31 protein-coding genes and 3 pseudogenes are annotated in these 26655 nt (G+C 41.5%); 22 read left to right on the forward strand and 12 right to left on the reverse strand.

What is annotated here, in order from left to right; genetic code table 11:
• Nucleotides 1-7 precede the first annotated feature (7 nt).
• The 3 genes from AADZ70_RS04600 to AADZ70_RS04610 form a co-directional block, all read right to left on the reverse strand.
• Entirely contained in the window at nt 8-361 is a 354-nt protein-coding gene (locus tag AADZ70_RS04600) for a multidrug efflux SMR transporter (RefSeq protein WP_223152198.1), read from the reverse strand.
• A gap of 17 nt (nt 362-378) precedes the next feature.
• Nucleotides 379-693: a multidrug efflux SMR transporter gene (locus AADZ70_RS04605; protein WP_064778945.1), complete on the reverse strand. Its 315-nt coding sequence runs from the start codon at nt 691-693 to the stop codon at nt 379-381.
• Nucleotides 694-831: 138 nt separating this feature from the next.
• A complete protein-coding gene (locus AADZ70_RS04610; RefSeq protein WP_049628517.1) occupies nt 832-1158 on the reverse strand; it encodes a hypothetical protein in 327 nt (108 codons plus the stop codon).
• Between the two features lie 101 nt (nt 1159-1259).
• Between AADZ70_RS04610 and AADZ70_RS04615 the strand changes: the two genes are divergently transcribed.
• The 9 genes from AADZ70_RS04615 to AADZ70_RS04655 all read left to right on the forward strand — a co-directional run bounded on the left by AADZ70_RS04615 (nt 1260) and on the right by AADZ70_RS04655 (nt 8027).
• A complete protein-coding gene (locus tag AADZ70_RS04615; protein ID WP_016936026.1) occupies nt 1260-1664 on the forward strand; it encodes a YmaF family protein in 405 nt (134 codons plus the stop codon).
• 98 nt (nt 1665-1762) lie between these two features.
• Nucleotides 1763-2707: a tRNA (adenosine(37)-N6)-dimethylallyltransferase MiaA gene (miaA, locus tag AADZ70_RS04620; protein ID WP_016936025.1), complete on the forward strand. Its 945-nt coding sequence runs from the start codon at nt 1763-1765 to the stop codon at nt 2705-2707.
• Between the two features lie 39 nt (nt 2708-2746).
• Entirely contained in the window at nt 2747-2968 is a 222-nt protein-coding gene (gene hfq / locus AADZ70_RS04625) for an RNA chaperone Hfq (RefSeq protein ID WP_003154064.1), read from the forward strand.
• A 95-nt stretch (nt 2969-3063) separates the two neighbouring features.
• Nucleotides 3064-3339 (forward strand): YmzC family protein, encoded by a 276-nt coding sequence (locus tag AADZ70_RS04630; RefSeq protein WP_045926683.1) that lies wholly within the window; start codon nt 3064-3066, stop codon nt 3337-3339.
• Between the two features lie 82 nt (nt 3340-3421).
• A complete protein-coding gene (locus AADZ70_RS04635) occupies nt 3422-3637 on the forward strand; it encodes a hypothetical protein (RefSeq protein WP_016936023.1) in 216 nt (71 codons plus the stop codon).
• A gap of 259 nt (nt 3638-3896) precedes the next feature.
• Complete coding sequence (gene nrdI / locus AADZ70_RS04640; RefSeq protein WP_016936022.1) at nt 3897-4289, forward strand: class Ib ribonucleoside-diphosphate reductase assembly flavoprotein NrdI; 393 nt, start codon at nt 3897-3899, stop codon at nt 4287-4289.
• On the forward strand, nt 4249-6351 hold the full coding sequence (nrdE, locus tag AADZ70_RS04645; RefSeq protein WP_007611605.1) for a class 1b ribonucleoside-diphosphate reductase subunit alpha: 2103 nt from the start codon (nt 4249-4251) through the stop codon (nt 6349-6351). Before nrdI ends, nrdE begins: the two co-directional genes overlap by 41 nt.
• Before the next feature lie 17 nt (nt 6352-6368).
• Complete coding sequence (gene nrdF, locus AADZ70_RS04650) at nt 6369-7358, forward strand: class 1b ribonucleoside-diphosphate reductase subunit beta (RefSeq protein ID WP_045926681.1); 990 nt, start codon at nt 6369-6371, stop codon at nt 7356-7358.
• Nucleotides 7359-7406: 48 nt separating this feature from the next.
• Complete coding sequence (locus AADZ70_RS04655) at nt 7407-8027, forward strand: hypothetical protein (RefSeq protein WP_342007788.1); 621 nt, start codon at nt 7407-7409, stop codon at nt 8025-8027.
• Nucleotides 8028-8075: 48 nt separating this feature from the next.
• On the opposite strand, the gene AADZ70_RS04660 is transcribed toward AADZ70_RS04655, so the two are convergent.
• Nucleotides 8076-8834 carry an N-acetylmuramoyl-L-alanine amidase gene (locus tag AADZ70_RS04660; RefSeq protein ID WP_016936019.1) on the reverse strand — a complete coding sequence of 253 codons (759 nt, stop codon included), beginning with the start codon at nt 8832-8834 and terminating at the stop codon, nt 8076-8078.
• Nucleotides 8835-9141: 307 nt separating this feature from the next.
• Between AADZ70_RS04660 and spoVK the strand changes: the two genes are divergently transcribed.
• The 5 genes from spoVK (at nt 9142) to glnA (ending at nt 14689) form a co-directional block, all read left to right on the forward strand.
• Nucleotides 9142-10110 carry a stage V sporulation protein K gene (spoVK, locus tag AADZ70_RS04665; RefSeq protein ID WP_032864740.1) on the forward strand — a complete coding sequence of 323 codons (969 nt, stop codon included), beginning with the start codon at nt 9142-9144 and terminating at the stop codon, nt 10108-10110.
• A gap of 128 nt (nt 10111-10238) precedes the next feature.
• Nucleotides 10239-11501 carry a GTPase HflX gene (gene hflX / locus AADZ70_RS04670; RefSeq protein WP_016936016.1) on the forward strand — a complete coding sequence of 421 codons (1263 nt, stop codon included), beginning with the start codon at nt 10239-10241 and terminating at the stop codon, nt 11499-11501.
• Between the two features lie 16 nt (nt 11502-11517).
• A complete protein-coding gene (locus AADZ70_RS04675; RefSeq protein WP_342007789.1) occupies nt 11518-12783 on the forward strand; it encodes an aminotransferase class I/II-fold pyridoxal phosphate-dependent enzyme in 1266 nt (421 codons plus the stop codon).
• Nucleotides 12784-12892: 109 nt separating this feature from the next.
• Nucleotides 12893-13297, forward strand: a complete 405-nt coding sequence (locus tag AADZ70_RS04680) for a MerR family transcriptional regulator (protein ID WP_007410366.1) — start codon at nt 12893-12895, stop codon at nt 13295-13297.
• A gap of 57 nt (nt 13298-13354) precedes the next feature.
• Nucleotides 13355-14689, forward strand: coding sequence for a type I glutamate--ammonia ligase (gene glnA, locus AADZ70_RS04685; protein WP_016936014.1), 1335 nt, complete (start codon nt 13355-13357; stop codon nt 14687-14689).
• Between the two features lie 149 nt (nt 14690-14838).
• Here glnA and AADZ70_RS04690 read toward each other — a convergent pair whose 3' ends face one another.
• Entirely contained in the window at nt 14839-15006 is a 168-nt protein-coding gene (locus tag AADZ70_RS04690) for a hypothetical protein (RefSeq protein WP_338390479.1), read from the reverse strand.
• A gap of 165 nt (nt 15007-15171) precedes the next feature.
• On the opposite strand from AADZ70_RS04690, the gene AADZ70_RS04695 reads away from it, so the two are divergent.
• Complete coding sequence (locus AADZ70_RS04695) at nt 15172-15606, forward strand: hypothetical protein (protein WP_342007790.1); 435 nt, start codon at nt 15172-15174, stop codon at nt 15604-15606.
• 94 nt (nt 15607-15700) lie between these two features.
• On the opposite strand, the pseudogene AADZ70_RS04700 reads toward AADZ70_RS04695, so the two are convergent.
• The 4 genes and pseudogenes from AADZ70_RS04700 to AADZ70_RS04715 form a co-directional block, all read right to left on the reverse strand.
• Nucleotides 15701-16134 (reverse strand): annotated as a pseudogene (locus tag AADZ70_RS04700) (dUTP diphosphatase).
• Nucleotides 16131-16358 carry a hypothetical protein gene (locus AADZ70_RS04705; RefSeq protein WP_047474851.1) on the reverse strand — a complete coding sequence of 76 codons (228 nt, stop codon included), beginning with the start codon at nt 16356-16358 and terminating at the stop codon, nt 16131-16133. The pseudogene AADZ70_RS04700 and the gene AADZ70_RS04705 overlap by 4 nt, the downstream one beginning before the upstream one ends.
• 82 nt (nt 16359-16440) lie before the next feature.
• Nucleotides 16441-16623 (reverse strand): glutaredoxin domain-containing protein, encoded by a 183-nt coding sequence (locus AADZ70_RS04710; RefSeq protein WP_342007791.1) that lies wholly within the window; start codon nt 16621-16623, stop codon nt 16441-16443.
• Nucleotides 16620-16887: pseudogene (locus AADZ70_RS04715) on the reverse strand (ribonucleotide-diphosphate reductase); the annotation flags it as partial. The gene AADZ70_RS04710 and the pseudogene AADZ70_RS04715, both read right to left, overlap by 4 nt.
• A gap of 363 nt (nt 16888-17250) precedes the next feature.
• Between AADZ70_RS04715 and AADZ70_RS04720 the strand changes: the two are divergent.
• On the forward strand, nt 17251-17418 hold the full coding sequence (locus AADZ70_RS04720; protein WP_342008041.1) for a hypothetical protein: 168 nt from the start codon (nt 17251-17253) through the stop codon (nt 17416-17418).
• On the opposite strand, the gene AADZ70_RS04725 is transcribed toward AADZ70_RS04720, so the two are convergent.
• Nucleotides 17362-17664: a helix-turn-helix transcriptional regulator gene (locus tag AADZ70_RS04725; protein ID WP_342007792.1), complete on the reverse strand. Its 303-nt coding sequence runs from the start codon at nt 17662-17664 to the stop codon at nt 17362-17364. The two genes, AADZ70_RS04720 and AADZ70_RS04725, sit on opposite strands and share 57 nt — an antisense overlap.
• 98 nt (nt 17665-17762) lie before the next feature.
• On the opposite strand from AADZ70_RS04725, the pseudogene AADZ70_RS04730 reads away from it, so the two are divergent.
• From AADZ70_RS04730 to AADZ70_RS04745, 4 genes and pseudogenes are all read left to right on the forward strand, one after another.
• Nucleotides 17763-18277: pseudogene (locus tag AADZ70_RS04730) on the forward strand (hypothetical protein).
• Between the two features lie 32 nt (nt 18278-18309).
• Nucleotides 18310-18579: a group-specific protein gene (locus tag AADZ70_RS04735; protein ID WP_047474849.1), complete on the forward strand. Its 270-nt coding sequence runs from the start codon at nt 18310-18312 to the stop codon at nt 18577-18579.
• Between the two features lie 843 nt (nt 18580-19422).
• Nucleotides 19423-19677 (forward strand): hypothetical protein, encoded by a 255-nt coding sequence (locus tag AADZ70_RS04740; protein WP_342007793.1) that lies wholly within the window; start codon nt 19423-19425, stop codon nt 19675-19677.
• 119 nt (nt 19678-19796) lie between these two features.
• A complete protein-coding gene (locus tag AADZ70_RS04745) occupies nt 19797-20330 on the forward strand; it encodes a GNAT family protein (RefSeq protein WP_047474846.1) in 534 nt (177 codons plus the stop codon).
• A 369-nt stretch (nt 20331-20699) separates the two neighbouring features.
• Here AADZ70_RS04745 and AADZ70_RS04750 read toward each other — a convergent pair whose 3' ends face one another.
• Nucleotides 20700-21794, reverse strand: coding sequence for an L-dopachrome tautomerase-related protein (locus AADZ70_RS04750; protein WP_342007794.1), 1095 nt, complete (start codon nt 21792-21794; stop codon nt 20700-20702).
• A 555-nt stretch (nt 21795-22349) separates the two neighbouring features.
• On the opposite strand from AADZ70_RS04750, the gene AADZ70_RS04755 reads away from it, so the two are divergent.
• Together AADZ70_RS04755 and xynB are read left to right on the forward strand one after the other, a co-directional pair.
• On the forward strand, nt 22350-23741 hold the full coding sequence (locus AADZ70_RS04755) for an MFS transporter (protein ID WP_095240678.1): 1392 nt from the start codon (nt 22350-22352) through the stop codon (nt 23739-23741).
• Between the two features lie 41 nt (nt 23742-23782).
• Nucleotides 23783-25384 (forward strand): xylan 1,4-beta-xylosidase, encoded by a 1602-nt coding sequence (gene xynB / locus AADZ70_RS04760; RefSeq protein WP_064778953.1) that lies wholly within the window; start codon nt 23783-23785, stop codon nt 25382-25384.
• A 111-nt stretch (nt 25385-25495) separates the two neighbouring features.
• Here xynB and AADZ70_RS04765 read toward each other — a convergent pair whose 3' ends face one another.
• Nucleotides 25496-26650, reverse strand: a complete 1155-nt coding sequence (locus tag AADZ70_RS04765) for a xylose repressor (RefSeq protein ID WP_016936010.1) — start codon at nt 26648-26650, stop codon at nt 25496-25498.
• Nucleotides 26651-26655: the final 5 nt, after the last annotated feature.

The raw sequence follows: 26655 nt of genomic DNA on the forward strand, positions 1-26655 counted from the left end.
CAAACGGTCAGCTCCGGGCCGTTTGATTTTTTTTCGTTTTTTGAGATTTGGAACGGTTGAGCAGGATGACGCCCGTGATGACCAACACAAGACCGGCCATCATTTTGATCGTCATGGCTTCCTTAAAAACAATAAAGCCGACGATTGCAGTTAAAGCCGTGCCGACACCTGACCATGTTGCGTATGCGGTGGATAAATCAAGGCTTTTCAATGAAAAGCTCAAAAACATAAAAGAGGCTCCGATTCCGGCAATGACGCCGAGAGCGGGCCACAGGTGCGTAAAACCGTCCGACAGCTTCAGCATCGTGCTCCCGAACACTTCTGATACAATGGCTAATGCCAAGCAAAGTAATCCTTTCATCAGCATGCCTCTCCTTTCTACCAATTCATCAAAATGACACCGGCCAATAAGAAAAAGAGTCCGAAGACAGCCTGCTTGTCCAATTTTTCCTGAAACCACTTCGCTCCGATAATGGACGCAAGCACCGTTCCGGCCCCGCTCCATGTGGCATAGGATAAGCTGAGCGGAATAAGATTCAGTGTCAGTGAAAGCATATAAAAGGCCAATGAATAGCCAGCCACTACAAGCGCGCTCGGCACAAACCGCGTAAATCCGCGGGAGACCTTCAGCATGGCCGCACCCATTGACTCTGATAAAATAGCAATTGTGAGGAAGATATAACCCAGAATCATATCCAATCCCCTCTCATCATCATCTTTCATGCCTTTTGTTTAAGGCATTAAAATAAAATAATATCCGAACTTTACCCGGCAAGTCAAGACATTCGGCCTATATAAAAAGGCCCCTGAAAGGAGCCCTTTTTGATTGTCTTAGTAGTAATACGGATAACCTCCGTACGGATAGTAAGGGTAGCCGTAACCTCCGTACAAATACGGATTGAACAAAGCGCTTCCGACAAGTCCCCCGACAAGCCCTCCGACAAACGGTCCGCCGTAAAAACCAAACGGCCGTCCGAACCCGCCAAACCAAGGCCGGCCAAAACCAAAACCCGGCCGTCCGAATCCGAATCCGAATCCAGGCCGTCCGAATCCGAATCCGGGACGTCCGAACCCGAACCCTGGCCGGCCAAAACCAAATCCAGGCCGTCCAAACTGTCTCATATCACTATCTGCTGCGTATGCGTATTCTTCATTCATAATTAAGGTACCTCCAAGAATAAATTTTAGATGATAACAGAGTATTCAGCCCACCAATTTTTGATTGGGCGTTTATCAAAAAAATAAAGGAGTGAGCTTTTGTGGGCCTGTATCAGTCCGATTGGTCAAAAAAACCTCCGCACACACACGCTTACCGGGCTGTAACGGATGTTGTGCAGGGGCATTACCATTTGATCGAAGGCTTCTCACAGCCTGAGAATGGCAGCAATACAGATCAGCATACACATTTCTATACGGGCATCACCTCATTTGAAAACGGCCATTTCCACAGATATTACGGTATTTCCGGTCCTGCCATTCCGAGAGCTGACGGAACGCATTACCATGAGCTTTCAGAGACCACCTTTGCCGCCTACAATGAGCCGATTCAGATCCAGTACGGCGGCGTCGTTTACGATCCGCGGGAGGAAGGCCGGAAAACGCACCGCCACACGCTCAAGGGAAAAACGAAAGAGGTTGTCGGCAACGAGCCGATCGGGTGGTAATTGACGTTTAGCGCTCAGGAAAAAGGGCAAAATGGATAGGTGCATGGAGCAATGAATGCTATAATTAGGGGGAGATTTATAAAAGAGAGTGATACATATTGAAAAATACAAAACAGCCTGTCGTCATACTTGTCGGCCCGACGGCAGTCGGAAAAACAAAACTGAGCATCGGACTCGCAAAAATGCTGAATGCGGAAATCATCAGCGGGGATTCCATGCAGGTATATAAAGGGATGGACATCGGAACGGCCAAAGTCACCGAAGAAGAGACAGAAGGCGTGCCGCATCATCTGATTGATATTTTGGAGCCGTCCGACACGTTTTCAACGGCTGATTATCAAAAAATGGTGAGAGAAAAAATCAGCGAGATTGCCGCCAGAGGAAAGCTCCCGATGATTGTCGGAGGGACGGGTCTGTACATCCAGTCTGTGCTGTATGATTATACGTTTACGGAACACTCCGGTGATCCTTTATTCAGGGAGCGCATGGAGAAACTGGCTGCCGAAGAAGGGGCTGAGGCTCTTCATGCCAAACTTGCGGCGGCCGATCCGGAAGCGGCGGCAGCCATTCATCAAAACAATACGCGAAGAGTCATCCGCGCTCTCGAAATTCTGCACATATCGGGCAAAACAATGTCAGAACATCTTAAAACTCAAAAACGGGAGCTGCTTTACAATGCGGTGCTCATCGGTCTTACAATGGACAGAGAAGTGCTGTACGGCCGGATTAACGAGCGTGTTGACCTGATGATGGAAGCCGGCCTTCTTGAGGAAGTCAAGCGGCTGTATGATATGAATATCCGGGACAGCCAATCGATTCAGGCGATCGGCTATAAAGAGCTGTATGAATATCTTGATGGAAAAGTGCCGCTTTCTCAGGCCGTGGAGCAATTAAAACAAAATTCAAGACGTTATGCGAAACGTCAGCTGACCTGGTTTCGCAATAAAATGTCTGTTTCATGGACCGATATGACGCCGCCTGTTGATCTTGAACAGAAAAAAAAGGAAATTTTCGAGTGTATAGCAGGAAAACTGGAAATTTAATCGAAACAGTATTGTATTGAGAACCAAGGAGGACGAAACATGAAACCGATTAATATTCAGGATCAGTTTTTGAATCAAATCCGAAAAGACAATACGTTCGTCACGGTATTTTTACTCAACGGCTTTCAGCTTCGCGGCCAGGTAAAAGGCTTTGACAACTTTACCGTCTTACTCGAAACGGAGGGGAAGCAGCAGCTTATTTATAAACATGCCATCTCCACGTTCGCCCCGCAAAAAAACGTTCAGCTTGAGCTTGAATAAACTTTTGCCAAAGACCATGAACAATGGTCTTTTTCTATGCGCATCTGTATATTGCCGGCTGTATATCGGCAACATAAAAGGGGGCTTGGAAAGCGATGTTCGAAAGTGAGAATGAACTGAGAAGAATCAGGATAACGCTCGTCTGGATCGCTGTTTTTTTGCTGTTTGGAGCATGCAGCAATCATGAAACGGTGGTGACGGATGATGACGGCGGCTCGGCGGATGCCGAACCGCAGACAGAAGGCACGGTGCAGCTGGAGCATAACCATTTCGGCGTCGTCGAAGACGGTTATTTAAAAATATATCGTTACGACGAAAAAACGAATAAAGTCAAACTGAAAAAAGAAACGACGTTAGATGAGCTTGAATAAATTTCACAAGCTTTCGAATTTACAAAGCGGGCCGCACAAGCTACACTAGGTACTGACATTGATCATGCAGAGGGTGAGACGATTGAAACACAAGGTGATAATCAACCATTGGGAAGAAACCTGTGAAGATGATTCCTGCTATGAATATGGAACCAGCATCATTGTTGACGGCAAAGAACTGCTCAGAGAGGCTTCCATCACAAGCGCTCTGAAAGCTGTGCTGAAAGAAATCGGTGCTGATGCGGAAATAGAAGAGACCGTTGAAAGCGAAAAAAAATGTGATTCTTACAAAAAATAAGAATAAAAGTCTAGACTACTAAGCAGTTTTTTTTCATGTTATGATAGACATCGGCTTACACATGACACCTTGAGTAGGATGAGAGATGATTCTCGTTCTGCTCTCTTTTTTGGGCGTTAATCGGGGCAGAACCAAGGTCCGCTCTTTCAAAAATATGAACTTTTTATAAATCGATCTCAATATGTTGTGTTTTTCTGAGAGGTTAGTATACTATATATAGTGTTAAGAGATTCATTATTTTTGATAGGTCGTGATAAGGATGGTTCAAATCATATTTGATTCAAAGACAGGGAATGTTCAGCGTTTTGTGAATAAAACAGACTTTCAGCTGATCCGCAAGGTGGATGAAATGGACCACGTGGACACTCCGTTTGTTTTGGTCACCTACACGACAAACTTCGGCCAGGTACCGGCATCAACACAATCATTTCTCGAAAAATACGCCCATCTCTTATTAGGAGTCGCTGCGAGCGGCAACAAAGTATGGGGCGATAACTTTGCAAAAAGCGCCGATACCATTTCAAGACAATATCAGGTGCCGATCTTGCACAAATTTGAACTCAGCGGCACAGCGAAAGACGTTGAATTGTTTACTCAGGAGGTAGAAAAAGTTGTCACAAAACCAAGTGCCAAAATGGATTCAGTTAAATAACGAAATTATGATCCAACAAGATGGAAAATTCCAGTTTGATAAAGATAAAGAGGCTGTACATAGCTATTTTGTTGACTATATCAACCAAAACACAGTTTACTTTCACGATTTGAAAGAGAAGCTGGATTATTTAATTGAAAACCAATACTACGAAGAAGAATTCTTAAGCCTGTATTCTTTTGAAGACATTAAAGAAGTGTTTAAGACAGCTTACGCAAAGAAGTTTCGTTTTCCTTCCTTCATGAGTGCGTTTAAATTCTATAATGACTATGCTTTGAAAACGAATGACAAAAAAAGAATCCTCGAGCGTTACGAGGACCGGATCTCAATTGTTGCGCTGTTCTTCGCAAACGGCGACACTGAGAAAGCGAAAGAATATGTGAATCTGATGATCAATCAGGAATATCAGCCGAGCACACCGACATTCTTAAATGCGGGCCGCAAACGCCGCGGAGAGCTTGTCAGCTGTTTCCTCTTGGAAGTCAATGATTCCTTAAACGACATCTCAAGAGCGATCGACATCTCCATGCAGCTTTCTAAACTGGGCGGCGGGGTTTCTCTTAACCTGTCTAAGCTCCGTGCGAAAGGTGAAGCGATCAAAGATGTGGAAAACGCCACAAAAGGCGTCGTAGGCGTGATGAAGCTTCTTGATAATGCGTTCCGCTACGCTGACCAAATGGGGCAGAGACAAGGCTCAGGCGCGGCATACCTGAACATCTTCCACCGGGATATTAATGATTTTCTTGATACGAAAAAAATCTCGGCTGATGAAGATGTCCGCGTTAAAACCCTTTCCATCGGCGTCGTGATTCCGGACAAGTTTGTCGAGCTTGCGCGTGAGGATAAAGCCGCTTATGTCTTTTATCCGCATACGATTTATAAAGAATACGGCCAGCATATGGACGAAATGGACATGACGGCGATGTATGAGGAGCTTGTCGACAACCCGCGCGTCAAAAAAGAAAAAGTGAATGCGCGCAAATTGCTTGAAAAGCTTGCCGTTCTCCGTTCTGAGTCAGGCTATCCGTACATTATGTTCCAGGATAACGTAAACAAAGAGCACGCGAATAACCACGTATCAAAAGTGAAATTCTCGAACCTTTGCTCTGAGGTGCTTCAGGCGTCACAGGTTTCAGCTTACACAGATTATGACGAGGAAGACGAAATCGGCCTGGACATTTCCTGCAACCTTGGTTCTTTAAATATTTTAAATGTCATGAAACATAAATCGATTGAGCGCACGGTGAAACTCGCGACGGATTCCCTGACTCATGTATCCGAGACGACGGATATCCGCAACGCGCCGGCAGTCAGACGCGCAAACAAAGCGATGAAGTCGATCGGTCTAGGCGCGATGAACCTGCACGGCTACCTTGCCCAAAACGGCATCGCTTACGAAAGCCCGGAAGCAAGAGACTTCGCGAATACGTTCTTTATGATGGTGAACTTTTATTCCATCCAGCGTTCAGCTGAGCTTGCAAAAGAAAAAGGCGAAACGTTTGAGCATTATGAAGGCTCCACTTATGCAACGGGAGAATATTTCAATAAATATATCGAAAAAGAGTTCTCACCGGCATACGAAAAAATCGCTGCGCTCTTTGAAGGCATGCACATTCCGACAATCGAAGACTGGAAAGAGCTGAAGGCGTTTGTCGCTGAAAACGGCATGTACCACAGCTACAGACTGTGCATCGCGCCGACAGGCTCCATTTCCTACGTCCAATCCAGCACGGCATCCGTTATGCCGATTATGGAACGGATTGAAGAAAGAACATACGGAAACTCCAAAACGTATTATCCGATGCCGGGGTTAGCGTCTAATAACTGGTTCTTCTACAAAGAAGCTTATGATATGGACATGTTCAAAGTGGTGGATATGATCGCGACAATCCAGCAGCATATCGATCAGGGAATCAGCTTTACCCTGTTTTTGAAAGATACGATGACAACTCGTGATCTGAACCGTATTGATCTGTATGCCCACCATAGAGGCATCAAAACCATTTACTATGCAAGAACGAAAGATACCGGGCAGGACAGCTGTCTTTCTTGTGTCGTTTGATTAAAGGAGAGTTTACAGTGACAAAAATTTATGACGCAGCAAACTGGTCAAAGCATGAAGATGATTTTACCCAAATGTTTTACAACCAAAACGTAAAGCAGTTCTGGCTTCCCGAAGAGATCGCATTAAACGGCGATCTCCTCACTTGGAAGTACTTGGGTAAAAATGAGCAGGATACGTACATGAAGGTGCTCGCCGGCCTGACACTGCTTGATACAGAGCAGGGGAACACGGGCATGCCGATTGTGGCCGAGCACGTAGAAGGCCATCAGCGAAAAGCGGTTCTTAATTTCATGGCGATGATGGAAAACGCGGTGCACGCAAAATCATATTCAAATATTTTTATGACACTTGCTCCGACTGAAACGATCAACGAAGTGTTTGAATGGGTAAAGCAGAATAAGTACCTGCAGAAAAAAGCCCAAACCGTTGTCGGACTGTATCGTGCCATCAAAAAAGACGATGAGATTTCGCTGTTTAAAGCGATGGTTGCTTCCGTTTACTTAGAAAGCTTCCTTTTCTACAGCGGTTTCTATTATCCGTTATATTTCTACGGACAGGGAAAACTGATGCAAAGCGGTGAAATCATCAACCTGATTCTTCGTGATGAAGCGATCCACGGCGTCTATGTCGGACTGCTTGCCCAAGAAATATACAATAAACAAACAGAAGCGAAAAAGGCGGAACTTCGTGAATTTTCGATTGAGCTTTTAGAAGAGCTTTATCACAATGAGCTTGAGTATACCGAGGATCTGTACGATCAAGTCGGGCTGTCTCATGACGTAAAGAAATTCATCCGCTATAACGCCAATAAAGCTTTGATGAACTTAGGGTTCGATCCTTACTTTGAAGAAGAGGATATTAATCCGATCGTATTAAACGGATTAAACACCAAAACGAAATCACATGATTTCTTCTCCATGAAAGGGAACGGCTACAAAAAAGCGACGGTAGAACCGATTAAAGACGAGGATTTTTATTTCGGCCAAGATGAAGAGCAGATATAATATCTGCTCTTTTGGCTTGAATGGAGAGGTATGACAGGAGGAACCGACATGGATAAAATGGATGAAATCATCTTAGCTGCGCCGCGGAGTGACGTCTTCCAAAATGAAACGCTGACCTTCCAGGGAGTCAACAGCGAAGATGAGCATATCGTGAAGATTATGGCTCAAATTGAGGAGCATTTTTTAGAAATCAGAAGAGGCGACGCGGAAGAGGACCCGCGTTTTAAACAGCCGATTCCGTATGTCGTCATCCGGTGCGATGATGAAGTGTTTGTGTATGAGCGGCTCGCGGGCGGCGGAGAATCGCGCCTTCATAATAAGCTTTCCCTCGGCTTCGGCGGACACATGAATCCTATGGAGGGAGCGGCCTCATTTGCGGAGGTGCTGAAACAGAATACCGACCGGGAGTTAGCAGAAGAACTGCACATTCTTGAGGAAGACAAACAAAACATTGTCACGCTCGGTTTAATCAATGATGATGAAAACAGTGTCGGAAAGGTGCATATCGGCATCCTTTCTGCGCTCCAATTAGTGTCTGGAGCACAAGTCGAAGTGAAAGAAAAAGAGCAGATCGCCGGCCGCTGGATGAAAGTGAACGAATTAAAAGAAGAAGACGTGTATCAGCGGCTTGAAACTTGGTCTCAGTTTGTCGCCGATATTCTTCAATAACAGAAAAACCCCTGTTCCTCCTAAATAAGGGAGAACAGGGGTTTTTCATTAGTTTAACGTAATGACAGTATCAAATCCCGCTTTTTTGGCCTGCGCTGCTAAAGATTCAGCATAATCTCTGGAAGAGAATGCGCCAATCTGTACTTTAAATAAGCCGTCTTTCGGAAGCACAATCGCATCAAAACCTTTAGACACCGCATTGGCGGCAAGCGCATCAGCATTTGCTTTCACATTGAAAGCGCCGATTTGCACTTTATACAAGTCAGTCTTTTTTTTTAGCCCGAAAGCCTGCTCCAAGCCCTTGGCATGTCCTCTTGCAAGGCTTTCAATAAAACTGGCTGTTTTCAGTTTATTTGCATCAGCTGCCGTATCAACAAAACCATTCTCCGTCAAAATCGCCGGCATACTTGTCTCTCGCAGCACATGGAAGTTGGCTGTTTTTTTCCCTCGGTCATTAAAACCGGATGCTTGGATGACTTGCGTGTGAACGGCTGACTGGTAAGTCGAAGTCGGCGCTCCGACACCGGGATAAATATAGCTCTCAAATCCGGTTCCGCCGCCTGAGTTAATATGAATGGATAAAAAATAATCTGCGCCCCAGCTGTTGGCGGCATCCGTTCTTTCCGTCAGACTGACCGTCTTATCGCTTGTCCTGCTCATCGTGACAGAAACCCCTTCATACTCATTCGTCAGAATCGTACGCAAAACCAGCGCGATCTCCAGCGTGACCGCTTTTTCCTGAAGCCCATTTCCGGTTGCGCCTGAATCAGTTCCGCCATGACCAGGGTCTATAAAAATTTTAACCATTCTCCATCACCTCATTACAGCATATGATGATATTTAAAAGGTGCTTGTACGGCTGTCATTCATGAAAAAAATGAGAAATCCGCCCAGCATTTCCCGGAAAATAAAAATAAATGGTTTGTCCTTCCGTTTCAGCTGAATACAATAAGAAATGAAAAATATTTCTCGGGAAAGCGCAGGATTCAGCATCATTCCCGAAGAGAACGGAAAATGCGACAGATAAAAGGGGTAATCGGGCCTCATGATGATAGGCGGGTGTCACGGAACGCCTTTATCATGAATAAGATAAAGAGAGAACAGAGAGGTGAGCATGTTGGAGCGCGCTGTAACCTATAAAAACAACGGACAAATTAACATCATTCTTAATGGCCAAAAGCAAGTGCTGACAAATGCGGAAGCTGAGGCGGAATATCAGGCCGCCCTGCAAAAAAATGAAGCCAAGCACAGTATTCTGAAAGAAATTGAAAAAGAAATGAACACATTAGTGGGTATGGAAGAAATGAAGCGCAACATTAAAGAAATTTATGCGTGGATATTCGTCAACCAAAAACGGGCCGAACAAGGGCTGAAAGTCGGAAAACAAGCTCTTCATATGATGTTCAAAGGCAATCCCGGCACCGGAAAAACAACCGTCGCGAGACTGATCGGCAAGCTTTTCTTCGAAATGAACGTGCTTTCCAAAGGACATCTGATCGAAGCAGAACGTGCCGATCTGGTCGGTGAATACATCGGACACACGGCGCAAAAAACGAGAGATCTGATTAAAAAATCGCTCGGAGGCATTTTATTCATTGATGAAGCATACTCACTTGCAAGGGGCGGAGAAAAGGATTTCGGTAAAGAGGCGATTGATACGCTTGTCAAGCATATGGAAGACAAACAGCATGAGTTTATTCTGATCCTGGCAGGGTACTCGAGAGAAATGACACATTTCCTGTCATTAAATCCCGGCCTGCAATCGCGTTTTCCTATCAGCATCGATTTTCCGGATTACTCTGTCGCTCAGCTGATGGACATTGCAAAGCGCATGATAGCGGAGCGGGAGTATCAATTAAGCCAGGAAGCCGAGTGGAAGTTAAAAGATTACTTAATGACGGTGAAAAGCACGACAAGCCCCATTAAATTCAGTAACGGACGTTTTGTCAGAAATGTGATTGAAAAATCAATCCGCGCTCAGGCTATGAGGCTTTTAATGGGGGACCAATACTTAAAAAACGATCTGATGACGATTAAGAGTCAGGATTTATTTATAAAAGATGACACGGCAGCTCATGAATAATCCTCTCAGCCGGTTTGAGAGGCCTTTTTTTATTTCTCTCTTTAAAACCCGCCGGATGTGTGGTATACGTCCTGCGGGTTTGGTATGATAGTACTACTGCCCAATACGACACAGAAAGGAACATCCATTTGAACGAACAGGAAGAAAAAAAAGAAACGGTCATTTTAGTCGGCTGCCAGCTTCCGCACATGACCGACGAGCACTTTGAACATTCCATGGACGAGCTCGCTTCATTGACAAAAACGGCTGACGGAACGGTGCTGACCCGGATTACGCAAAAACGGAACAGAGCGGATGCCGCTACATATATAGGCAAGGGGAAAGTAGACGAGCTGAAGGCACTGTGTGAAGAGCTTGAAGCGGATCTGGTCATTTTTAATGATGAACTGTCACCGAGCCAGCTTAAATCACTCGCCACGGCAATTGAAGCGAAGATCATCGACCGCACGCAGCTTATTTTGGATATTTTCGCAAAAAGGGCGAAGACGAGGGAAGGAAAGCTTCAGATCGAATTGGCCCAGCTTCAATATGCACTGCCGCGTCTGAGCGGACAAGGAATCAATCTCTCCAGACAAGGCGGCGGAATCGGGACGAGAGGGCCCGGTGAGACAAAGCTTGAAACAGACCGGCGCCACATTAGAAACCGCATACACGAAATTAACGTGCAGCTGTCAACGGTTATCCGCCACAGAAGCCGTTATCGGGAGAGACGCAAGAAAAATGGTGTGCTTCAGGCGGCGCTCGTCGGATATACCAATGCCGGGAAATCAACGTGGTTCAATAAATTAACAAGCTCAGACAGCTATGAAGAAGATCTGCTGTTTGCAACACTTGATCCGATGACAAGAAAGATGGCGCTTCCAAGCGGTTACAGCGTCCTTTTGTCTGATACGGTCGGCTTTATTCAGGATTTGCCTACGACGCTCATTGCCGCTTTCCGTTCAACGCTTGAGGAAGTGAAGGAAGCTGACTTGATCATTCATGTCATTGATTCTTCCAATGAAGATTATGCCGGGCATGAACAGACTGTTCTCGGACTGTTAAAAGAGCTTGAAGCAGATGATATTCCGGTGTTAACCGCTTATAACAAAAGGGATGAAACACTTCCTGACTTCATTCCGACAGCAGGGGAAGGCCACATCATGATCAGCGCCAGAATCGCCGGGGATGAAGCGAAATTGAAAGCGGAAATCGAAGCTTATTTGCGCCGGGAGCTGATGACGCCGTATGAAGTTCATGTACCCGCCGCTGAAGGCAAATTGATGTCGCGCATTAAATCAGAGACTATGATCGACAGCCTTTATTTTAATGAAGAAAATGAACGCTACGAAGTCTCGGGTTATGTGCAAGAAGAACAAAGCATACTTGGAGAACTGAAGAAATTCATGTAAGGAAGGTATACACAACATGTTTGAGACACTGACACACGGCACTCTATTGCAAAAAACCGCCGAAGAAACAGAAGCGGAAATCGCCGCCGTTCATAAAAGAATAGAAGAAATCAGTGAACGGAATGAATGGAGAGTCCTGCAAAGCTACAGAAAGCATAAAGTAAGCGATACGCATTTTACACCTTCAACCGGATACGGTTATGATGACATCGGCCGGGATACTCTGGAAGAGATCTATGCTGATGTGTTCGGAGGAGAGGCGGGGCTCGTGAGACCGCAAATCATCTCGGGGACGCACGCGATCTCAATCGCGCTGTTCGGTGTGCTGAGACCCGGAGACGAATTGCTTTATATCACAGGCAAGCCGTACGACACCCTCGAAGAAATCGTCGGGGTGAGAGGCGGGGAGTATTCAGGCTCGCTTAAAGAATTTCAAATCGGGTATCATGCAGTCGATTTAACCACAGAAGGCAAAGTGGACTTCGAAGCGGTCCGTGCTGCAATCCGTCCGACTACAAAAGTAATCGGTATTCAGCGTTCAAAAGGATATGCGAACCGCCCGTCTTTCAGGATAAATGAGATTGAAGAGATGATTCGTTTCGTAAAAGAAATCAAAGAAGATGTCATTGTTTTTGTGGACAATTGCTACGGAGAATTTGCGGAAGAGCGGGAACCCTGTCACGTCGGAGCGGATCTTATGGCCGGCTCCCTGATTAAAAACCCGGGCGGCGGCCTTGCCAAAACGGGGGGATACCTTGTGGGGAAAGCCAAGTGGATTGAGGCCTGCTCTTACCGGATGACCTCACCGGGAATCGGAAGCGAGGCCGGCGCATCGCTGTATTCACTGCAGGAAATGTATCAAGGGTTTTTTCTCGCTCCGCACGTAGTGGCGCAAAGCTTGAAGGGAGCGGTATTTACCGCCCGTTTTCTTGAAAAGCTGGGATTTTCGTCAAACCCTGCATGGAATGCGCTGAGAACGGATCTGATCCAATCTGTTGAGTTTCAGGACCCTGATAAGATGATTGCTTTTTGCCAGGCGATACAATATGCGTCCCCGATTAATGCGCATGTGACGCCTTATCCGAGCTACATGCCGGGATATGAAGACGATGTCATTATGGCAGCGGGCACTTTCGTACAGGGGGCGAGCATTGAATTATCGGCAGATGGCCCTATCAGACCGCCTTACGTCGCATATGTCCAAGGAGGATTAACCTATGCGCACGTGAAAAATGCGATTTGCAGCGCAGTTAATGCTCTAATGGAAAAAGGGCTGATCTGAGCCGTTTGCAATTTTCAAAGAATTTGATGTTAAGATTCCTTACATTTTGTTGACACAAAATATAACATCACCTATAATGAGACTAAGATAAGAAAAGGAGGAAATTGAGATGAGTGATAACATTCGCCGCTCAATGCCTTTATTTCCAATAGGAATTGTCATGCAGTTAACAGAACTTTCTGCCCGGCAAATTCGATATTATGAGGAAAATGGACTGATATTTCCAGCGAGAAGCGAAGGAAATAGACGATTATTTTCATTCCATGATGTAGATAAACTGTTAGAAATCAAAAATTTGATTGAACAAGGCGTCAATATGGCGGGGATCAAACAAATTCTGGATAAGGCATCTGCCGAACCGGAAGAAAAATCCGAAAAAACTGCCAAACCGATGAAGCACAATCTGTCTGACGACGAACTCAGAAAGCTTCTGAAAAACGAACTGATGCAGGCAGGCCGATTCCAGCGGGGGAATACCTTCCGCCAAGGTGATATGTCCCGATTCTTTCATTAATCCGTTAGCAACTGTTTTGCTATATACATTTACCTTTTAGAGGAGGAGTTTTACGAAATGGCAAAGTACACAAGAGAAGACATCGTAAAATTAGTAAATGAGGAAAACGTAAAGTACATCCGCCTTCAGTTTACAGACATTCTCGGAACGATTAAAAACGTGGAAATTCCTGTGAGCCAGCTTGAAAAAGCACTTGATAATAAATGCATGTTTGACGGTTCTTCCATCGAAGGTTTTGTCCGCATCGAAGAATCTGATATGTACTTATATCCTGATCTGAACACATTTGTTATCTTCCCATGGACAGCTGAAAAAGGTAAAGTAGCACGCTTCATCTGTGATATCTACAATCCGGACGGCACCCCGTTCGAAGGTGACCCGCGTAACAACCTCAAACGGATTCTGAAAGAAATGAAAGAACTCGGTTTCAGCGATTTCAATCTTGGACCTGAGCCTGAATTCTTCCTGTTTAAATTAGATGAAAAAGGCGAACCGACACTCGAATTAAACGATAAAGGCGGATACTTCGACCTGGCTCCGACTGACTTGGGAGAAAACTGCCGCCGCGATATCGTGCTTGAGCTGGAAGAAATGGGCTTTGAAATCGAAGCATCTCACCATGAAGTGGCTCCCGGCCAGCACGAAATCGATTTTAAATACGCCGGTGCCATCCGTTCTTGTGACGACATCCAAACTTTCAAACTTGTCGTCAAAACGATTGCCCGCAAACACGGTCTGCATGCGACATTCATGCCAAAACCGCTGTTCGGCGTAAACGGTTCCGGTATGCACTGTAATCTATCACTCTTTAAAGATGGCGTTAACGCATTCTTTGATAAAGACGCTGATCTTCAGCTGAGTGAAACAGCAAAACACTTCATTGCCGGTATCGTAAAACACGCGACAAGCTTTACAGCTGTCACAAACCCGACAGTGAACTCTTATAAACGCCTTGTTCCGGGCTATGAAGCACCTTGCTACGTGGCATGGAGCGCGCAAAACAGAAGTCCGCTGATCCGTATTCCGGCTTCCCGCGGCATCAGCACGCGTGTTGAAGTCCGCAGTGTAGACCCGGCGGCAAACCCGTATTTGGCATTAAGCGTATTGCTTGCAGCAGGCCTTGACGGAATCAAAAATAAACTTGAAGCGCCGGCTCCGATTGACCGCAACATCTACGTCATGAGCAAAGAAGAGCGCATGGAAAGCGGAATCGTGGACCTTCCGGCGACACTTGCGGAAGCTCTCGACGAATTCAAATCAAACGAAGTCATGGTTGCAGCTCTCGGTGAGCATCTGTTCGAACACTTCATCGAAGCAAAAGAAATCGAATGGGATATGTTCCGCACACAGGTTCATCCGTGGGAGCGCGAACAGTATATGTCTCAGTATTAATCTCTCAATCCCTTGGCACTATTGGTGTCAGGGGATTTTTTGATTTGTTAACAAATTTAATAATTTAATATAAATCATATACCACCCACAAAACACCCACAAAAAATCAATAAAAAATTACTCCATAATTGTGGAGATATAATCCTCTATCATTTAAGTATTTCATATGGACTGTTAATTCTTTCGCTAAAAACTGCTGCAACTCTATACCTTTGGTCTTCTTCATAAGCTGCAACTTGTTTCATATGCTCAAAAAACACATCTTCAACCCCATGTTTTTGAATAAAACCTAAACACAGACCATTCCTGAAGAGCATGTTGTCATATTTTGCTTGCAAATCTTTATAACTGTTATTGTTTATGGTCTTTTTCCTCCTTATTGTTTTAGATAAAAGTCTTCTTTTATTTAGCCCTTTTTCCTGATTACTGGTATAATATACTTGTCTTAAAATTCTCAATATACGAAAAGGTGGTAATATTTAATGAGCATTACTCAACATCCTATTATTCAAGGTTCCATTAAAAATGTAGGTTTCCATAGCAAGAGCGAGTTTACCTACACATATGAAATGGACAAGGAAATTCTTCATGTTTATGACAACTTAAAACATAAAAGCACATCTGCCATCAATTGCATTGAAGAAGTTGTTTCGTTGCTAAAAGAAACACTTCAACCAAATAAAACTGGTGTTAGTAGAATTTTAGAAGTAATTAAAAATGCAATCTCACCTACTTCTTCATTTAAGAAGGTCATTATTTATACGGAGATGGATGAATTTGCATCAAACTATACCAATAAAGGTCAGCAAGTTAATATTTCCGCATATATTCCCGAGCAAAAAGACTTTAATGGCTGGGAGGATTCAGAGCTTTACCAATTGTATTGCGATAATGCCAAACAAGAAGCAAAATCTTAATCTTAATAACAGGGTAATTTATAAAGAGTCCTGACTGCGACCCTCCACTGGATAGACATACATCATTAAGACCTCAGTCAGGACTTGACTTGTATTACTTAGTTCTAGTCGATCCGTGACCACCTCGATCATCGTTGCCTAGATGATCTATCTCAATCAAATCAACTGCAGGCATCTTCTTCATAATTCTGAACTGACAGATACGATCCCCTTTTTTAATTTCTGTATCTCGTAAAGCATATGCAGGAAAGAACCAAAAATCTTTGTCTCCCTTGTATGACTCATCAATAACACCCATTGAGTTTGTTTCAATAATACCGAAGTTTTTAAATGTGCTTGAACGAGGAACGACATGAGCTTCATATCCTTCTGGCAGCTCCAATGCCACTCCTAACGGGATAAGTGTGAATTCATCCTTTTTGATGCTACATCTTCAGATGCTCGAAGATTAATCTAATCCCATTGCTCAATTTTGTTAATTCTTGTTTGTGTTTCATCTAGGTATTTGATTTTAATTTGAAATGTCATTCTGACTCCTCTTTGGTAATAGTATCTTTTACTTCTTGAACTGTATTTGAAATTTTCGTCAATCCTTCGGTAATTTGATTTCTTAAATTTTGCTCAGTTTTAACATCATTATTTTCATTCAAGAAATCAACCATTTCGTTTACTTTGTCATAGATTTGTTCCATTGTTGTTTTTGCTCCGCCTTCATCTCTAGAAAATTTAATATTAAGTTTTTCAATAGTCATTTATTCCCTCTCCTTTTAAATTGTTTTTATAATTTGGAAATTAAATCTTCTAATTCTTCAGGTTTAAAACCCGTACTGCGTTTTACTTTACCTCCCTTGCTATCAATAAGAATTGTAACTGGAACCCCATCACTCCATATTCTGCTCCGACTTCAGGATTTTCTATTACATTAATAATATTATACTCTACACCCATATCTTTCAAATAATTAGTTACCATTCTACATGGATTGCAATTAGGCTGCTCTAATTTAATCCGTCTCATGAAATAACTCCTTTTTTATCGAAAAAGAAATCAGAATCCTTTAATGGCTCAACAGTTGATTTTTTGTCCCCATTCCCTTTTAACGAGAAGAAATCAAAGGACTTGGTTTTAATGCTTAATCCATTAATAACAATAGGGTTAACGTCTTCTTCCTCGAACAGATGATCGAATCTAAGCTTGTTTAAAGCTTTATTAGCATTGTTTGTATCTGATGAATTTCTTCACAACTGGAGCTAAGCCAACCTGATCATAGACATCTTTGGTTGTAAAACATTTGGGTAAAATCATCTTCATGCCTTGATCAGTTTGCAGCTTCATAATTTTTGTCAATTAGCTATATCCTCTCTACACAAATTTATTTTCGGAAAGCCGGAGAAATATGCCGGATTTTTAAAAATCTTCGGACGAACTCCTATATTACTGTCAAACAGACCGAAAAGGTGAAAGACAGTGATTGATTTTCTACAGTCTTTATGGAATGCTACTGAACATTTGGATGGACTGAGTGGCTTGTTACAAAGAGGTAATTGCTTCAGACACTGGAGCAGTTTTTTGCAAAGGGAATGATTATGGAATACCACAGACGCATTATAAGGTTATTTAGAATAAAAATAAAATGAGGAAGATATAAACGAGGGATATAAAACAATTCAAATACTGTTCAACAAAATGGAAAGACAAATGAGTAGGGTTAAAGAAGCTATTGGGAATAAAGATTACGAAAGAGCCCACCGTAACCTAATCAACCTTTCGGATAATAATGAAGAATTGATGCAGGAAATCAGATGGACTTGAAAAGGGATTAAGATTTAACTTTTCTTCTTCCTCATGGTTCCATTTGTACAGCCCTTCAATTGAGCAACCAATGGCATCAGCAAAAGTCATGCCAGTAGCTAAGTTCATATTTGCTTTGGCTCCACTTATATAATCGTGGATACGTTGTCTCGGGTATTCTGTGCGTTTGAAAAGGTCATCAACTGTGAGGTCATATTCAAACATTAATTCATTTAAACGAGGGCGCAGGGGTGTCCATTGCTTCATTTCGTACACTTCTTTCAATGCTAATTAACATAAAACAGTGTAGCAAAGGTTTATTTTAATTTCAATTTTTGGTTTCAATATTTTAGGAGAGTGATTGATTGGGGACAAACCAAGGTAAGGTTTTTGAAGCAAATATAGAAAAATCAGCTACAGATCAAAAGCTGTTTTTCTACAGAATTAAAGATGTTAATCCAATGTTTTTAAAAAGGAGAGCTGCAGTATCAAAAAACAAATATGATTGCTTTCTACGCTTTAAAGGATATCTGTTTCCTTTTGAACTAAAATCAACAAAGAACAAGTCTGTGTCATTCAGTGAAAAGATCATAAAGTCACAGCAGATTAAACACTTAAAAGAGGCAACGCAATATCCAAATATAATTCCTGGTTGTCTCTTTCACTTTAGAGAGACAGAGAATAAGGTTTATTTCGTACATATTAATGATTTCATTACATATAAGAACATAGCTGAAAATCAGTTGCCACATACATATAAGAATAAAATAAACAAGTCCAGCATTCCGATTTCCATATGTGAAGAGATCAGCACTGAAATACGCTGAATTAAGAAAAAAGTTAACTATACATATATTTGAACAAGCTTTGCGATGATTGAATTAAGAAGGTGGAATAAGTGAGGAGGGTTATATGCTAGAAGTTAAGGTGAATGAATCGGAGATTAAAAAACTATACCTTGAAGAATTAGAAAATCATTTAAATAAGCTGGATAATGAATTGCTTTTCTGGAATACTGATGATTTAATTAAAAATACAAAAGTGTGCTGGAATACAATACAGGAGAAATTCTTCTTTGACCCAAGATTTCCAAAAAGAAAAGTGGGGAGAAAGTGGATGTTTCCTGCGAAACAAACAAAAGAATTCCTTCTTAAATGGTTATTAGAACAACCGACTGAATAGGAACGAATTTTGTTAAATCCCTCTTGGCGAATAGAGGGATTTTTTGCTTGCCTTTAGTCGAAGGCTTGACCACCATCATTGACAATCGGTACATTATAATTAATGAAATTTGATGAAAATATAACCTCTAAACAAACTTGAAAACCTTGTTAAATCTTTTTGAACCTTGATAATAAAAAAGATATGTTCCGCACACAGGTTCATCCGTGGGAGCGCGAACAATCATGTCTCAATATTAATCTCTCAATCCCTTGGCACTATTGGTGTCAGGGGATTTTTTGGTTTTGGTCATAAGATTAAAAGAACAATATTTTTGGTCCTTGACCAAAATATGACCAAAAAAATTTGAAGTTATGAATCTAACTCCGCAATTGATGACTCGTATTTCTCGTGATTCTTTATTCGGTTTTGGTCTGAGTAGACGGCTTCTAAAAATGGGGGCAGCTAACAACGGAAGTGATGGCTGTTGCGGTCTGAAAACAGTAACTGTGAAACGTATATATGGCTTGTCTGCTGACGGAGTGTCCGACCAAAAACTAAAGCGAAAATGTTGTCTCTTCTGAAATAAATGAAACAGACCTTTAATAGTACTGTCAGGGTACAGTGGAACGGTGAAATGAAAAAATGAACAAGACTTCCAATCCTTCCACCTCCTCTTTGAAACTGAAGACGCCAGGTAAGACGTTCTTTCGTAATATTTTTTTACAGCTTTCACTAAAACGATTTCACAACATTCTGATCTGAAAATTGGGGCAATTAATTTTCATTTTCCTTAATATGTTATTTTGTGCAAGCTCTATGTTAAAATTTAACTTAGTACATAGACGGAAGGGGAATGTAATTTTGCTTGGGATTAAAGTTGAAAAATCTGATGGAACGTTAATTATCAATTGGCAGCTATCTAAAATTGAAATTCCAATCAAAGAAATCAACGATGTATTTCTTGATCCAAACTATGGGGGACAGGAGAAAAATGCAGTAAGGATAGGGTTTCCTTATGGTTCTACGGATAGGATAGTAATTAAAATGGCAAAAAACACTTATATCTTGTTTACTTCTAATGCTGCTTCAATTATGAATAAAATTGTTACTGATTAACAAGTTTGTATCCTCAGTAATTATTCTGAGAAATATGGAGGCGATTTTATTGACTAACTTTGTATATAAGACTATCAATGGTTTGAAAAGTTTAGGGGATGAACGGAGGAAAAGTTAAAATGGCAGTTACTTATTGGGCAGGGGAAAGTGTTACACTACGAGCGATTAAATCTGAAGATATCGTTATATTTGAATCATTAGATGATGAAATCCTGCGGAATATGGACTCGCTTCATTTTCCTCGTTCGGATAATAAAATGAGAAAATGGTTAGAAGAACAATTGGAAAAAGATGAATTTCGCTTTATTGCAGTTGATAGAGATGATAATATCGTGGGTATGATTGAAACCTTTGAGTGTGACAGGAAAAATGGGACCTTCGATTATTATTTGGCTGTATTTGAACCACATAGGGGCAAAGGATATGCCAAAGAAATGATTTTAATGGTTCTTCGCTTTTACTTTTTGGAACTTGCTTATCAAAAAGTAAATACAACCGTTTATTCTTTTAATAATAACTCCATTCGGCTGCATGAAAAATTAGGTTTCATGAAAGAGGGACAACTAAGAAATGTCATTTTTACTAAAGGAGCCTATTATGATAACATTTGTTTTGGAATGACTAGAGAAGAATTTGAACTGAATCATGGATAGTATCACTTGTGTATGATAAAGTCCTGCGTGCCAAGTAAATAATAGTTTTATCCAGTAAACAAAAGTATTGCAAATCCTTTCAATAGTTTCATTTAATGTGTCGTAATCAAACTGTAAAATACAGACGGGTTACAGTGTTTTTCCCTTAATAAAAAGACCAGGGTGTTGGTATCACCCCGGCTCTGTAATAAAAGCTGCCCATCAAAGGGTTTGCTCGATGTGGTTTCATGATAGACCTAACCCTTCAGGTTTCCAGGCTCACGGGTGGTCTGTTTTTTTCTTATATACGTCAACAGGCCGATTATAAACGGCTCGAATAACCATTTATATTTAATGAGGATATTATATGATTTCCTTCATTTTTCATTTTCAATAGGAAGGAGCAGGTAATTCATCGATTTTTATACGAAGTAAACTATAAGGTTTCTGTCGTAAATCTTCTCCATAATGAAATCTAGCCTGCCGATGTAATTGGTTCACGATGACGTATAAGTATCCATCCGGACCAATCGAAAAAGTATCCGGCCATAAAATACGCGGATCATGTGCGATGGTTTGCATTGTGCCATTCGGCAGTATTTTTCGAATACTATTGTTCTCGTAATCTCCGGCATAAACGGCTCCTTTTGCATCTGTAATCATTCCATCAGACGCACCTTTTTCTCCCCAATACGCCACATGATAAAGTAAATCCATGTCCGGTATATTTCTATCTCTCAGGGCTTCTGTTGAGATCGAGAACAAATGGCGGCTGGTCAGTGGACAAAAAAATAATACCTTTCCGTCAGGAGAAATCGCAATACCGTCGGATGCCAGCCTAAATGGGGAAGTTGAACCATCCCTGTTACGATTCATCAAAATGTTGCCTTCTACTTTCGGTATAAAATAGAAATCCGGTGAAGTTGGATTTGCTCCATTTAACCGTCTGCATGCATTTCCGGTTTCCAAATCAACGACGATAATCGCTCCTGGTCCTTTGGAAGAAGAATCCGTTATATAGGCATAACCTGCAGTTCCAACACGAAAATCAAATCGGACATCATTCAGGTAAGTTGTTGGCAGGACAACATCTTCTGTAAAGGTATACACTCTTCTGATTGTATTGGTTTTTAAATCAACAGCGACTAATTTTGCCCCGCCTTTAATTGGTTCAGAAAAATTGGGCGCCGCTGTATCTAGTACCCAAAGCGTTCCCCTTCCATCAGCAACTACACTTTGGACACTGATGAAACTCATTTTGATAGTCTCGGGGTTAACCAAATTGGTTTGTAAATCAGGATAGGGCTGCAATTTATCCCCAACTATTTCCGCGACCGTAAAGTTAACATCGTCTCCCCATTTCGGAAAACAAATGAAAATACGACCAGTTTCCGAAACCGTAACACCGGTAGGCATAGCTCCATAAAATGCATAAACCAGTTCTAAATCACCGAAATACTTTTCAAAAGGCAGCATAGGTTTCATAATATCCTCCTCAACCAATTAAACGGGATATCACTTATATATGATTCGCATTTTTTCTAGTGCCTGTTTATTAATACGTTTTTCTAAACGAAAAGGTGATGATCAGTCAGCCACAAGGGATTTTTACTTATACGTCTGTCGAAGCAGTTGGCGATTACACTATGGTATGCCCTTGGCTGGTTTTAAATTTTCTGAAAAAGGAGTTGAAAAAGCAGATCAGATTTTATAAGATTAAATCAAGTTAGTTTGTTTACGCAACAAACTAAGGAATCCGATTAAATTACCCGTAATTTAAATGCATGATGGGAGGGGGATAAGGGGCTCGAAAGAAGAATTTAAAAAACGAAAGCACGGGGCTTTTATCCTTTCCGGGCATATAAGATGAAATTGCAGCCATCTGATCACCATTTATCTGATGAAAACGCTCTGTGAAAGTCATCGGCTATTATTTTATGAAAGCGCTTTTATGAAGTGCGCACTGCCCAATAAATTTGAAGACATGTTATATCCTTTCATACTGGTTCCTTATGAAAGATCGAAAAGGGGGAGGAAATCATGCTCAGTGAAAATGTAAAGAAGATCAGCATGGCTGAAAAAGTTGGATATGCGTCTGGGGATTTTGCATGTAATTTAATTTATGCAACGGTGTCTACTTATCTTTTGTTCTTCTATACAGATGTATTTGGTTTATCGGCAGCCGCCGCCGGTACGATGTTTTTAGTGGTCAGAATCATCGACGCCCTCGCTGATCCTTTTATCGGAACAATAGTAGACAGAACAAATAGCAGGTTTGGGCGCTTCAGACCGTATCTTTTATTCGGAGCTTTTCCATTTGTCATACTGGCCATCCTCTGTTTTACAACCCCCGATTTTTCAGATATGGGGAAATTAATATATGCCTATATAACATATGTCGGCTTGTCGCTTACATACACAGCGATAAACGTTCCGTATGGCGCGTTAACTTCTGCCATGACCAGAAATAATCAAGAAGTTGTTAGTATAACATCTGTCCGTATGTTATTTGCGAATCTTGGGGGACTTGTCGTTGCATTTTTTGTTCCCTTACTGGCTGCTTATTTAAGTGATACTTCAGGCAGCGAATCTCTTGGCTGGCAGCTAACCATGGCCATTATGGGATTCATAGGCGGGTGTCTTTTAATCTTTTGTTTTAAAAGCACAAAAGAGCGTGTCACTCTTCAAAAATCTGAAGAAAAAATTAAATTTTCGGATATATTCGAGCAATTTCGTGTTAATCGGCCGCTTGTGGTATTAAGTATTTTCTTTATTATTATTTTTGGAGTGAATTCAATAAGTAATTCGGTCGGCATCTATTACGTAACGTATAACTTAGGAAGAGAGGATTTAGTGAAGTGGTACGGTTTGTTAGGAAGTTTGCCCGCTCTGGTCATTTTACCTTTTATTCCAAAGCTTCATCAATTATTGGGGAAGAAGAAATTACTAAACTACGCATTATTACTGAATATGATCGGCCTTCTAGCTTTATTGTTTGTTCCGTCAAGTAATGTATTCCTTATCCTTTCCTTTCGATTACTGGCTGCTGCCGGAAGTCTCACTGCCGGGGGATATATGTGGGCGCTTATTCCTGAAACAATAGAATATGGAGAGTACAGAACCGGGAAAAGAATGGGCGGGCTCATATACGCTATTATCGGATTTTTCTTTAAATTCGGCATGGCCTTGGGAGGGGTTATACCTGGGCTGGTTTTAGATAAGTTTGGATATGTGGCAAATCAGGTGCAAACGGCGGAGGCATTGACGGGAATTTTAATTACAACCACCATTATTCCCGTGTTCTTACTGGTTTTAGCCATGATTGATATTAATTTCTATAACTTAGATGAGAAAAAATATAAAAACATGGTTCGAGAATTAGAGAATAGAGACAAGGTTTATTTGGATCATATTGATGATTTCAAAGCTTAAAACATGATGAGTCAACAGAAAATAGCTAAGGAGGCGTTCCGATGAAGATTATCAATCCGGTACTTAAAGGATTTAATCCCGATCCGAGTATTTGCAGGGTCGGAGAGGATTATTATATCGCCGTATCTACATTTGAGTGGTTTCCGGGAGTCCAGATACACCACTCAAAAGATTTAGTGAATTGGCACTTAGTTGCACATCCATTACAGAGAGTTTCTCAATTAGATATGAAAGGAAACCCTAATTCAGGAGGGGTCTGGGCGCCATGTTTAAGTTACAGCGACGGAAAGTTTTGGCTGATCTATACGGATGTTAAGGTAGTAGATGGCGCCTGGAAAGATTGCCACAATTATTTAGTGACTTGTGACACGATTGATGGTGATTGGGGGGAGCCGATCACATTAAATAGCTCGGGATTTGATGCTTCTTTATTCCATGATACGGATGGAAAAAAATATTTATTAAATATGTTATGGGATCAGCGTATTGATCGGCACTCTTTCGGAGGAATTGTCATGCAGGAATATTCTGATGAGGAGCAAAAATTAATTGGAAAACCGAAAGTAATATTTAAAGGAACTGAAAGAAAGCTGACGGAAGCGCCGCACCTTTATCATATCGGGAACTATTATTATTTATTAACTGCAGAAGGAGGAACGCGGTTCGAACATGCTGCTACAATTGCCCGTTCTGCAAATATTGAGGGGCCATATGAAGTTCATCCTGATAATCCTATCTTAACGTCATGGCATGATCCCGAAAATCCGCTGCAAAAATGCGGGCATGCATCCATCGTTCAAACACATACAGGTGAGTGGTATTTAGCTCATTTAACGGGACGTCCTATTCATCCGGACGATGATTCAATTTTTCAGCAGCGAGGTTATTGTCCTTTGGGCAGAGAAACAGCTATTCAAAAACTCTATTGGAAAGATGAATGGCCTTATGTAGCTGGCGGAAAAGAGGGAAGTTTGGAGGTGGAAGCGCCTTCTATTCCTGAAACCATATTTGAAGCAACGTACCCGGAAGTTGATGAATTCGAGAACTCAACATTAAATATCAATTTTCAAACGTTAAGGATTCCGTTCACGAAAGAATTAGGCTCATTGACTCAAGTGCCAAATCATTTGCGGTTATACGGCCATGAATCATTAACCTCGGCATTTACTCAGGCATTTGTAGCCAGACGCTGGCAAAGTCTCCATTTTGAAGCGGAAACAGCTGTAGCGTTTTTCCCGGAGAATTTTCAACAAGCCGCTGGATTGGTGAACTATTACAATACAGAGAACTGGACGGCTCTTCAAGTCACGCATGATGAAGAACTCGGCCGTATTCTTGAATTAACAATATGTGATAACTTTTCTTTTTCACAGCCATTAAAAAATAAAATTGTGATCCCCGGTGAAGTAAAGTATGTCTATTTAAAAGTGAATATCGAAAAGGAAAAATATTATTATTTCTATTCGTTTAACAAAGAAGACTGGCATAAAATTGACATTACATTAGAATCGAAAAAATTATCAGATGATTACATCCGCGGAGGAGGATTCTTTACAGGAGCTTTTGTAGGGATGCAGTGCCAAGATACCAGCGGTCACCATATTCCGGCTGACTTCAGATATTTTCGTTATAAAGAAAAATAATGCGCACAAGAAAAAGGAGCTTCTATTTTAGAACTCCTTTTTCATATCGTGTCCTATGTGAAAAATTCCTTCAGAAATACTCCTGTTCAGCATGTAAAAACAACGTAAAACTTAATGATTAACCATATCAAGAAAATGATCAATTACAATAGAGGACATTCCCAATGCCGATGCATTTTTTCCTAAAACAGATGGTAATAATTCATAACTATTGCCTAATTGGGAATAAACCCGGGACGACACTTCGCTTCTGATTGAATTTAAAACCATAGGATGCGATTCAATGATGCTGTTTCTTAAAATGATGGCTTGCGGATTGAATGTATTCAAAATATTGGTCAGGCCTATCCCTAAATAGAAGCCGAAATTCTGTAAGGCACGTAAAGTTCCAACATCATTCAGATGGGCGAGGTCTATGATATCTTGATTGGATACTTTTTTTTCTTTCGTCTGAAGAGATTTTAATAAAGCCTTCTCTGAAGCATACAATTCCCAGCAGCCCCGGTTTCCGCAGCTGCATTTCGGACCATTAAAGTCTATTGTCATATGTCCCATTTCTCCAGAGAATCCGCCAACCCCTCTATATAAATCATTATTGATTATAACGCCGATCCCTATCCCTGTACCGATACTTGCATAAATCATGTTATCGTGATTTTTTGCAGCGCCGAATACTTTTTCTCCATATGCGCCGGCATTTGCCTCATTTTCAATAAAAACAGGCACATTGAACTTCTCTTGGATGATAGGTTTTAAGTCAATATTTCTCCAGTTGGAGTTCGGAGTAAAAACAATTTTTTGATTTTTATCAATTAATCCGGGAACGCATATGCCTATACCGATAAGCCCGTACGGAGATTGCGGCATATTCGCAATAAAGTGATGAATCATCTCAATTAAAATATCTTTCGTTATTTCAGGAGAGCTGCATTCCAAATGATGGTGTTGATCAAGGACGATCGTCCCTTCAAGGTCTGTTAAAATGCCGTTAATATAATCCACTCCGACATCTATTCCTACGGAATATCCTGCTTTTTTATTAAAAACAAGCATGACAGGTCTTCTGCCGCCGCTTGATTGTCCCTGACCGATTTCAAATACAAGGTTTTCTTTCATTAATGTGTTTACCTGTGATGAAACAGTAGATTTATTTAATCCGGTCATTTCAGATAATTTTGCTCTTGAAATAGGTGAGTTTTTAAGGATTTCTTTTAATAATAACTTTTGGTTTACTTTTTTGACAAAGGCTTGATCAGCGATATCCACTTCAT

The sequence above is a fragment of the Bacillus sp. YBsi01 genome, from assembly GCF_038406745.1.
Classification (GTDB): Bacteria; Bacillota; Bacilli; order Bacillales; family Bacillaceae; genus Bacillus; species Bacillus siamensis.

Bases quoted from the DNA above. Each gene is read 5' to 3' on its own strand.
- glnA (WP_016936014.1), top strand. From the start codon at position 13,355: ATGGCAAAGTACACAAGAGAAGACATCGTAAAATTAGTAAATGAGGAA.
- AADZ70_RS04675 (WP_342007789.1), top strand. From the start codon at position 11,518: ATGTTTGAGACACTGACACACGGCACTCTATTGCAAAAAACCGCCGAA.
- nrdI (WP_016936022.1), top strand. From the start codon at position 3,897: ATGGTTCAAATCATATTTGATTCAAAGACAGGGAATGTTCAGCGTTTT.
- xynB (WP_064778953.1), top strand. From the start codon at position 23,783: ATGAAGATTATCAATCCGGTACTTAAAGGATTTAATCCCGATCCGAGT.
- AADZ70_RS04610 (WP_049628517.1), bottom strand. From the start codon at position 1,158: ATGAATGAAGAATACGCATACGCAGCAGATAGTGATATGAGACAGTTT.
- AADZ70_RS04695 (WP_342007790.1), top strand. From the start codon at position 15,172: ATGAGCATTACTCAACATCCTATTATTCAAGGTTCCATTAAAAATGTA.
- AADZ70_RS04690 (WP_338390479.1), bottom strand. From the start codon at position 15,006: ATGCTCTTCAGGAATGGTCTGTGTTTAGGTTTTATTCAAAAACATGGG.
- AADZ70_RS04605 (WP_064778945.1), bottom strand. From the start codon at position 693: ATGATTCTGGGTTATATCTTCCTCACAATTGCTATTTTATCAGAGTCA.
- AADZ70_RS04750 (WP_342007794.1), bottom strand. From the start codon at position 21,794: ATGAAACCTATGCTGCCTTTTGAAAAGTATTTCGGTGATTTAGAACTG.
- AADZ70_RS04600 (WP_223152198.1), bottom strand. From the start codon at position 361: ATGAAAGGATTACTTTGCTTGGCATTAGCCATTGTATCAGAAGTGTTC.
- AADZ70_RS04745 (WP_047474846.1), top strand. From the start codon at position 19,797: ATGGCAGTTACTTATTGGGCAGGGGAAAGTGTTACACTACGAGCGATT.
- AADZ70_RS04630 (WP_045926683.1), top strand. From the start codon at position 3,064: ATGTTCGAAAGTGAGAATGAACTGAGAAGAATCAGGATAACGCTCGTC.
- AADZ70_RS04660 (WP_016936019.1), bottom strand. From the start codon at position 8,834: ATGGTTAAAATTTTTATAGACCCTGGTCATGGCGGAACTGATTCAGGC.
- AADZ70_RS04725 (WP_342007792.1), bottom strand. From the start codon at position 17,664: ATGAAGCAATGGACACCCCTGCGCCCTCGTTTAAATGAATTAATGTTT.
- AADZ70_RS04710 (WP_342007791.1), bottom strand. From the start codon at position 16,623: ATGAGACGGATTAAATTAGAGCAGCCTAATTGCAATCCATGTAGAATG.
- AADZ70_RS04705 (WP_047474851.1), bottom strand. From the start codon at position 16,358: ATGACTATTGAAAAACTTAATATTAAATTTTCTAGAGATGAAGGCGGA.
- AADZ70_RS04680 (WP_007410366.1), top strand. From the start codon at position 12,893: ATGAGTGATAACATTCGCCGCTCAATGCCTTTATTTCCAATAGGAATT.
- AADZ70_RS04735 (WP_047474849.1), top strand. From the start codon at position 18,310: ATGCTAGAAGTTAAGGTGAATGAATCGGAGATTAAAAAACTATACCTT.
- spoVK (WP_032864740.1), top strand. From the start codon at position 9,142: ATGTTGGAGCGCGCTGTAACCTATAAAAACAACGGACAAATTAACATC.
- hfq (WP_003154064.1), top strand. From the start codon at position 2,747: ATGAAACCGATTAATATTCAGGATCAGTTTTTGAATCAAATCCGAAAA.
- AADZ70_RS04755 (WP_095240678.1), top strand. From the start codon at position 22,350: ATGCTCAGTGAAAATGTAAAGAAGATCAGCATGGCTGAAAAAGTTGGA.
- AADZ70_RS04655 (WP_342007788.1), top strand. From the start codon at position 7,407: ATGGATAAAATGGATGAAATCATCTTAGCTGCGCCGCGGAGTGACGTC.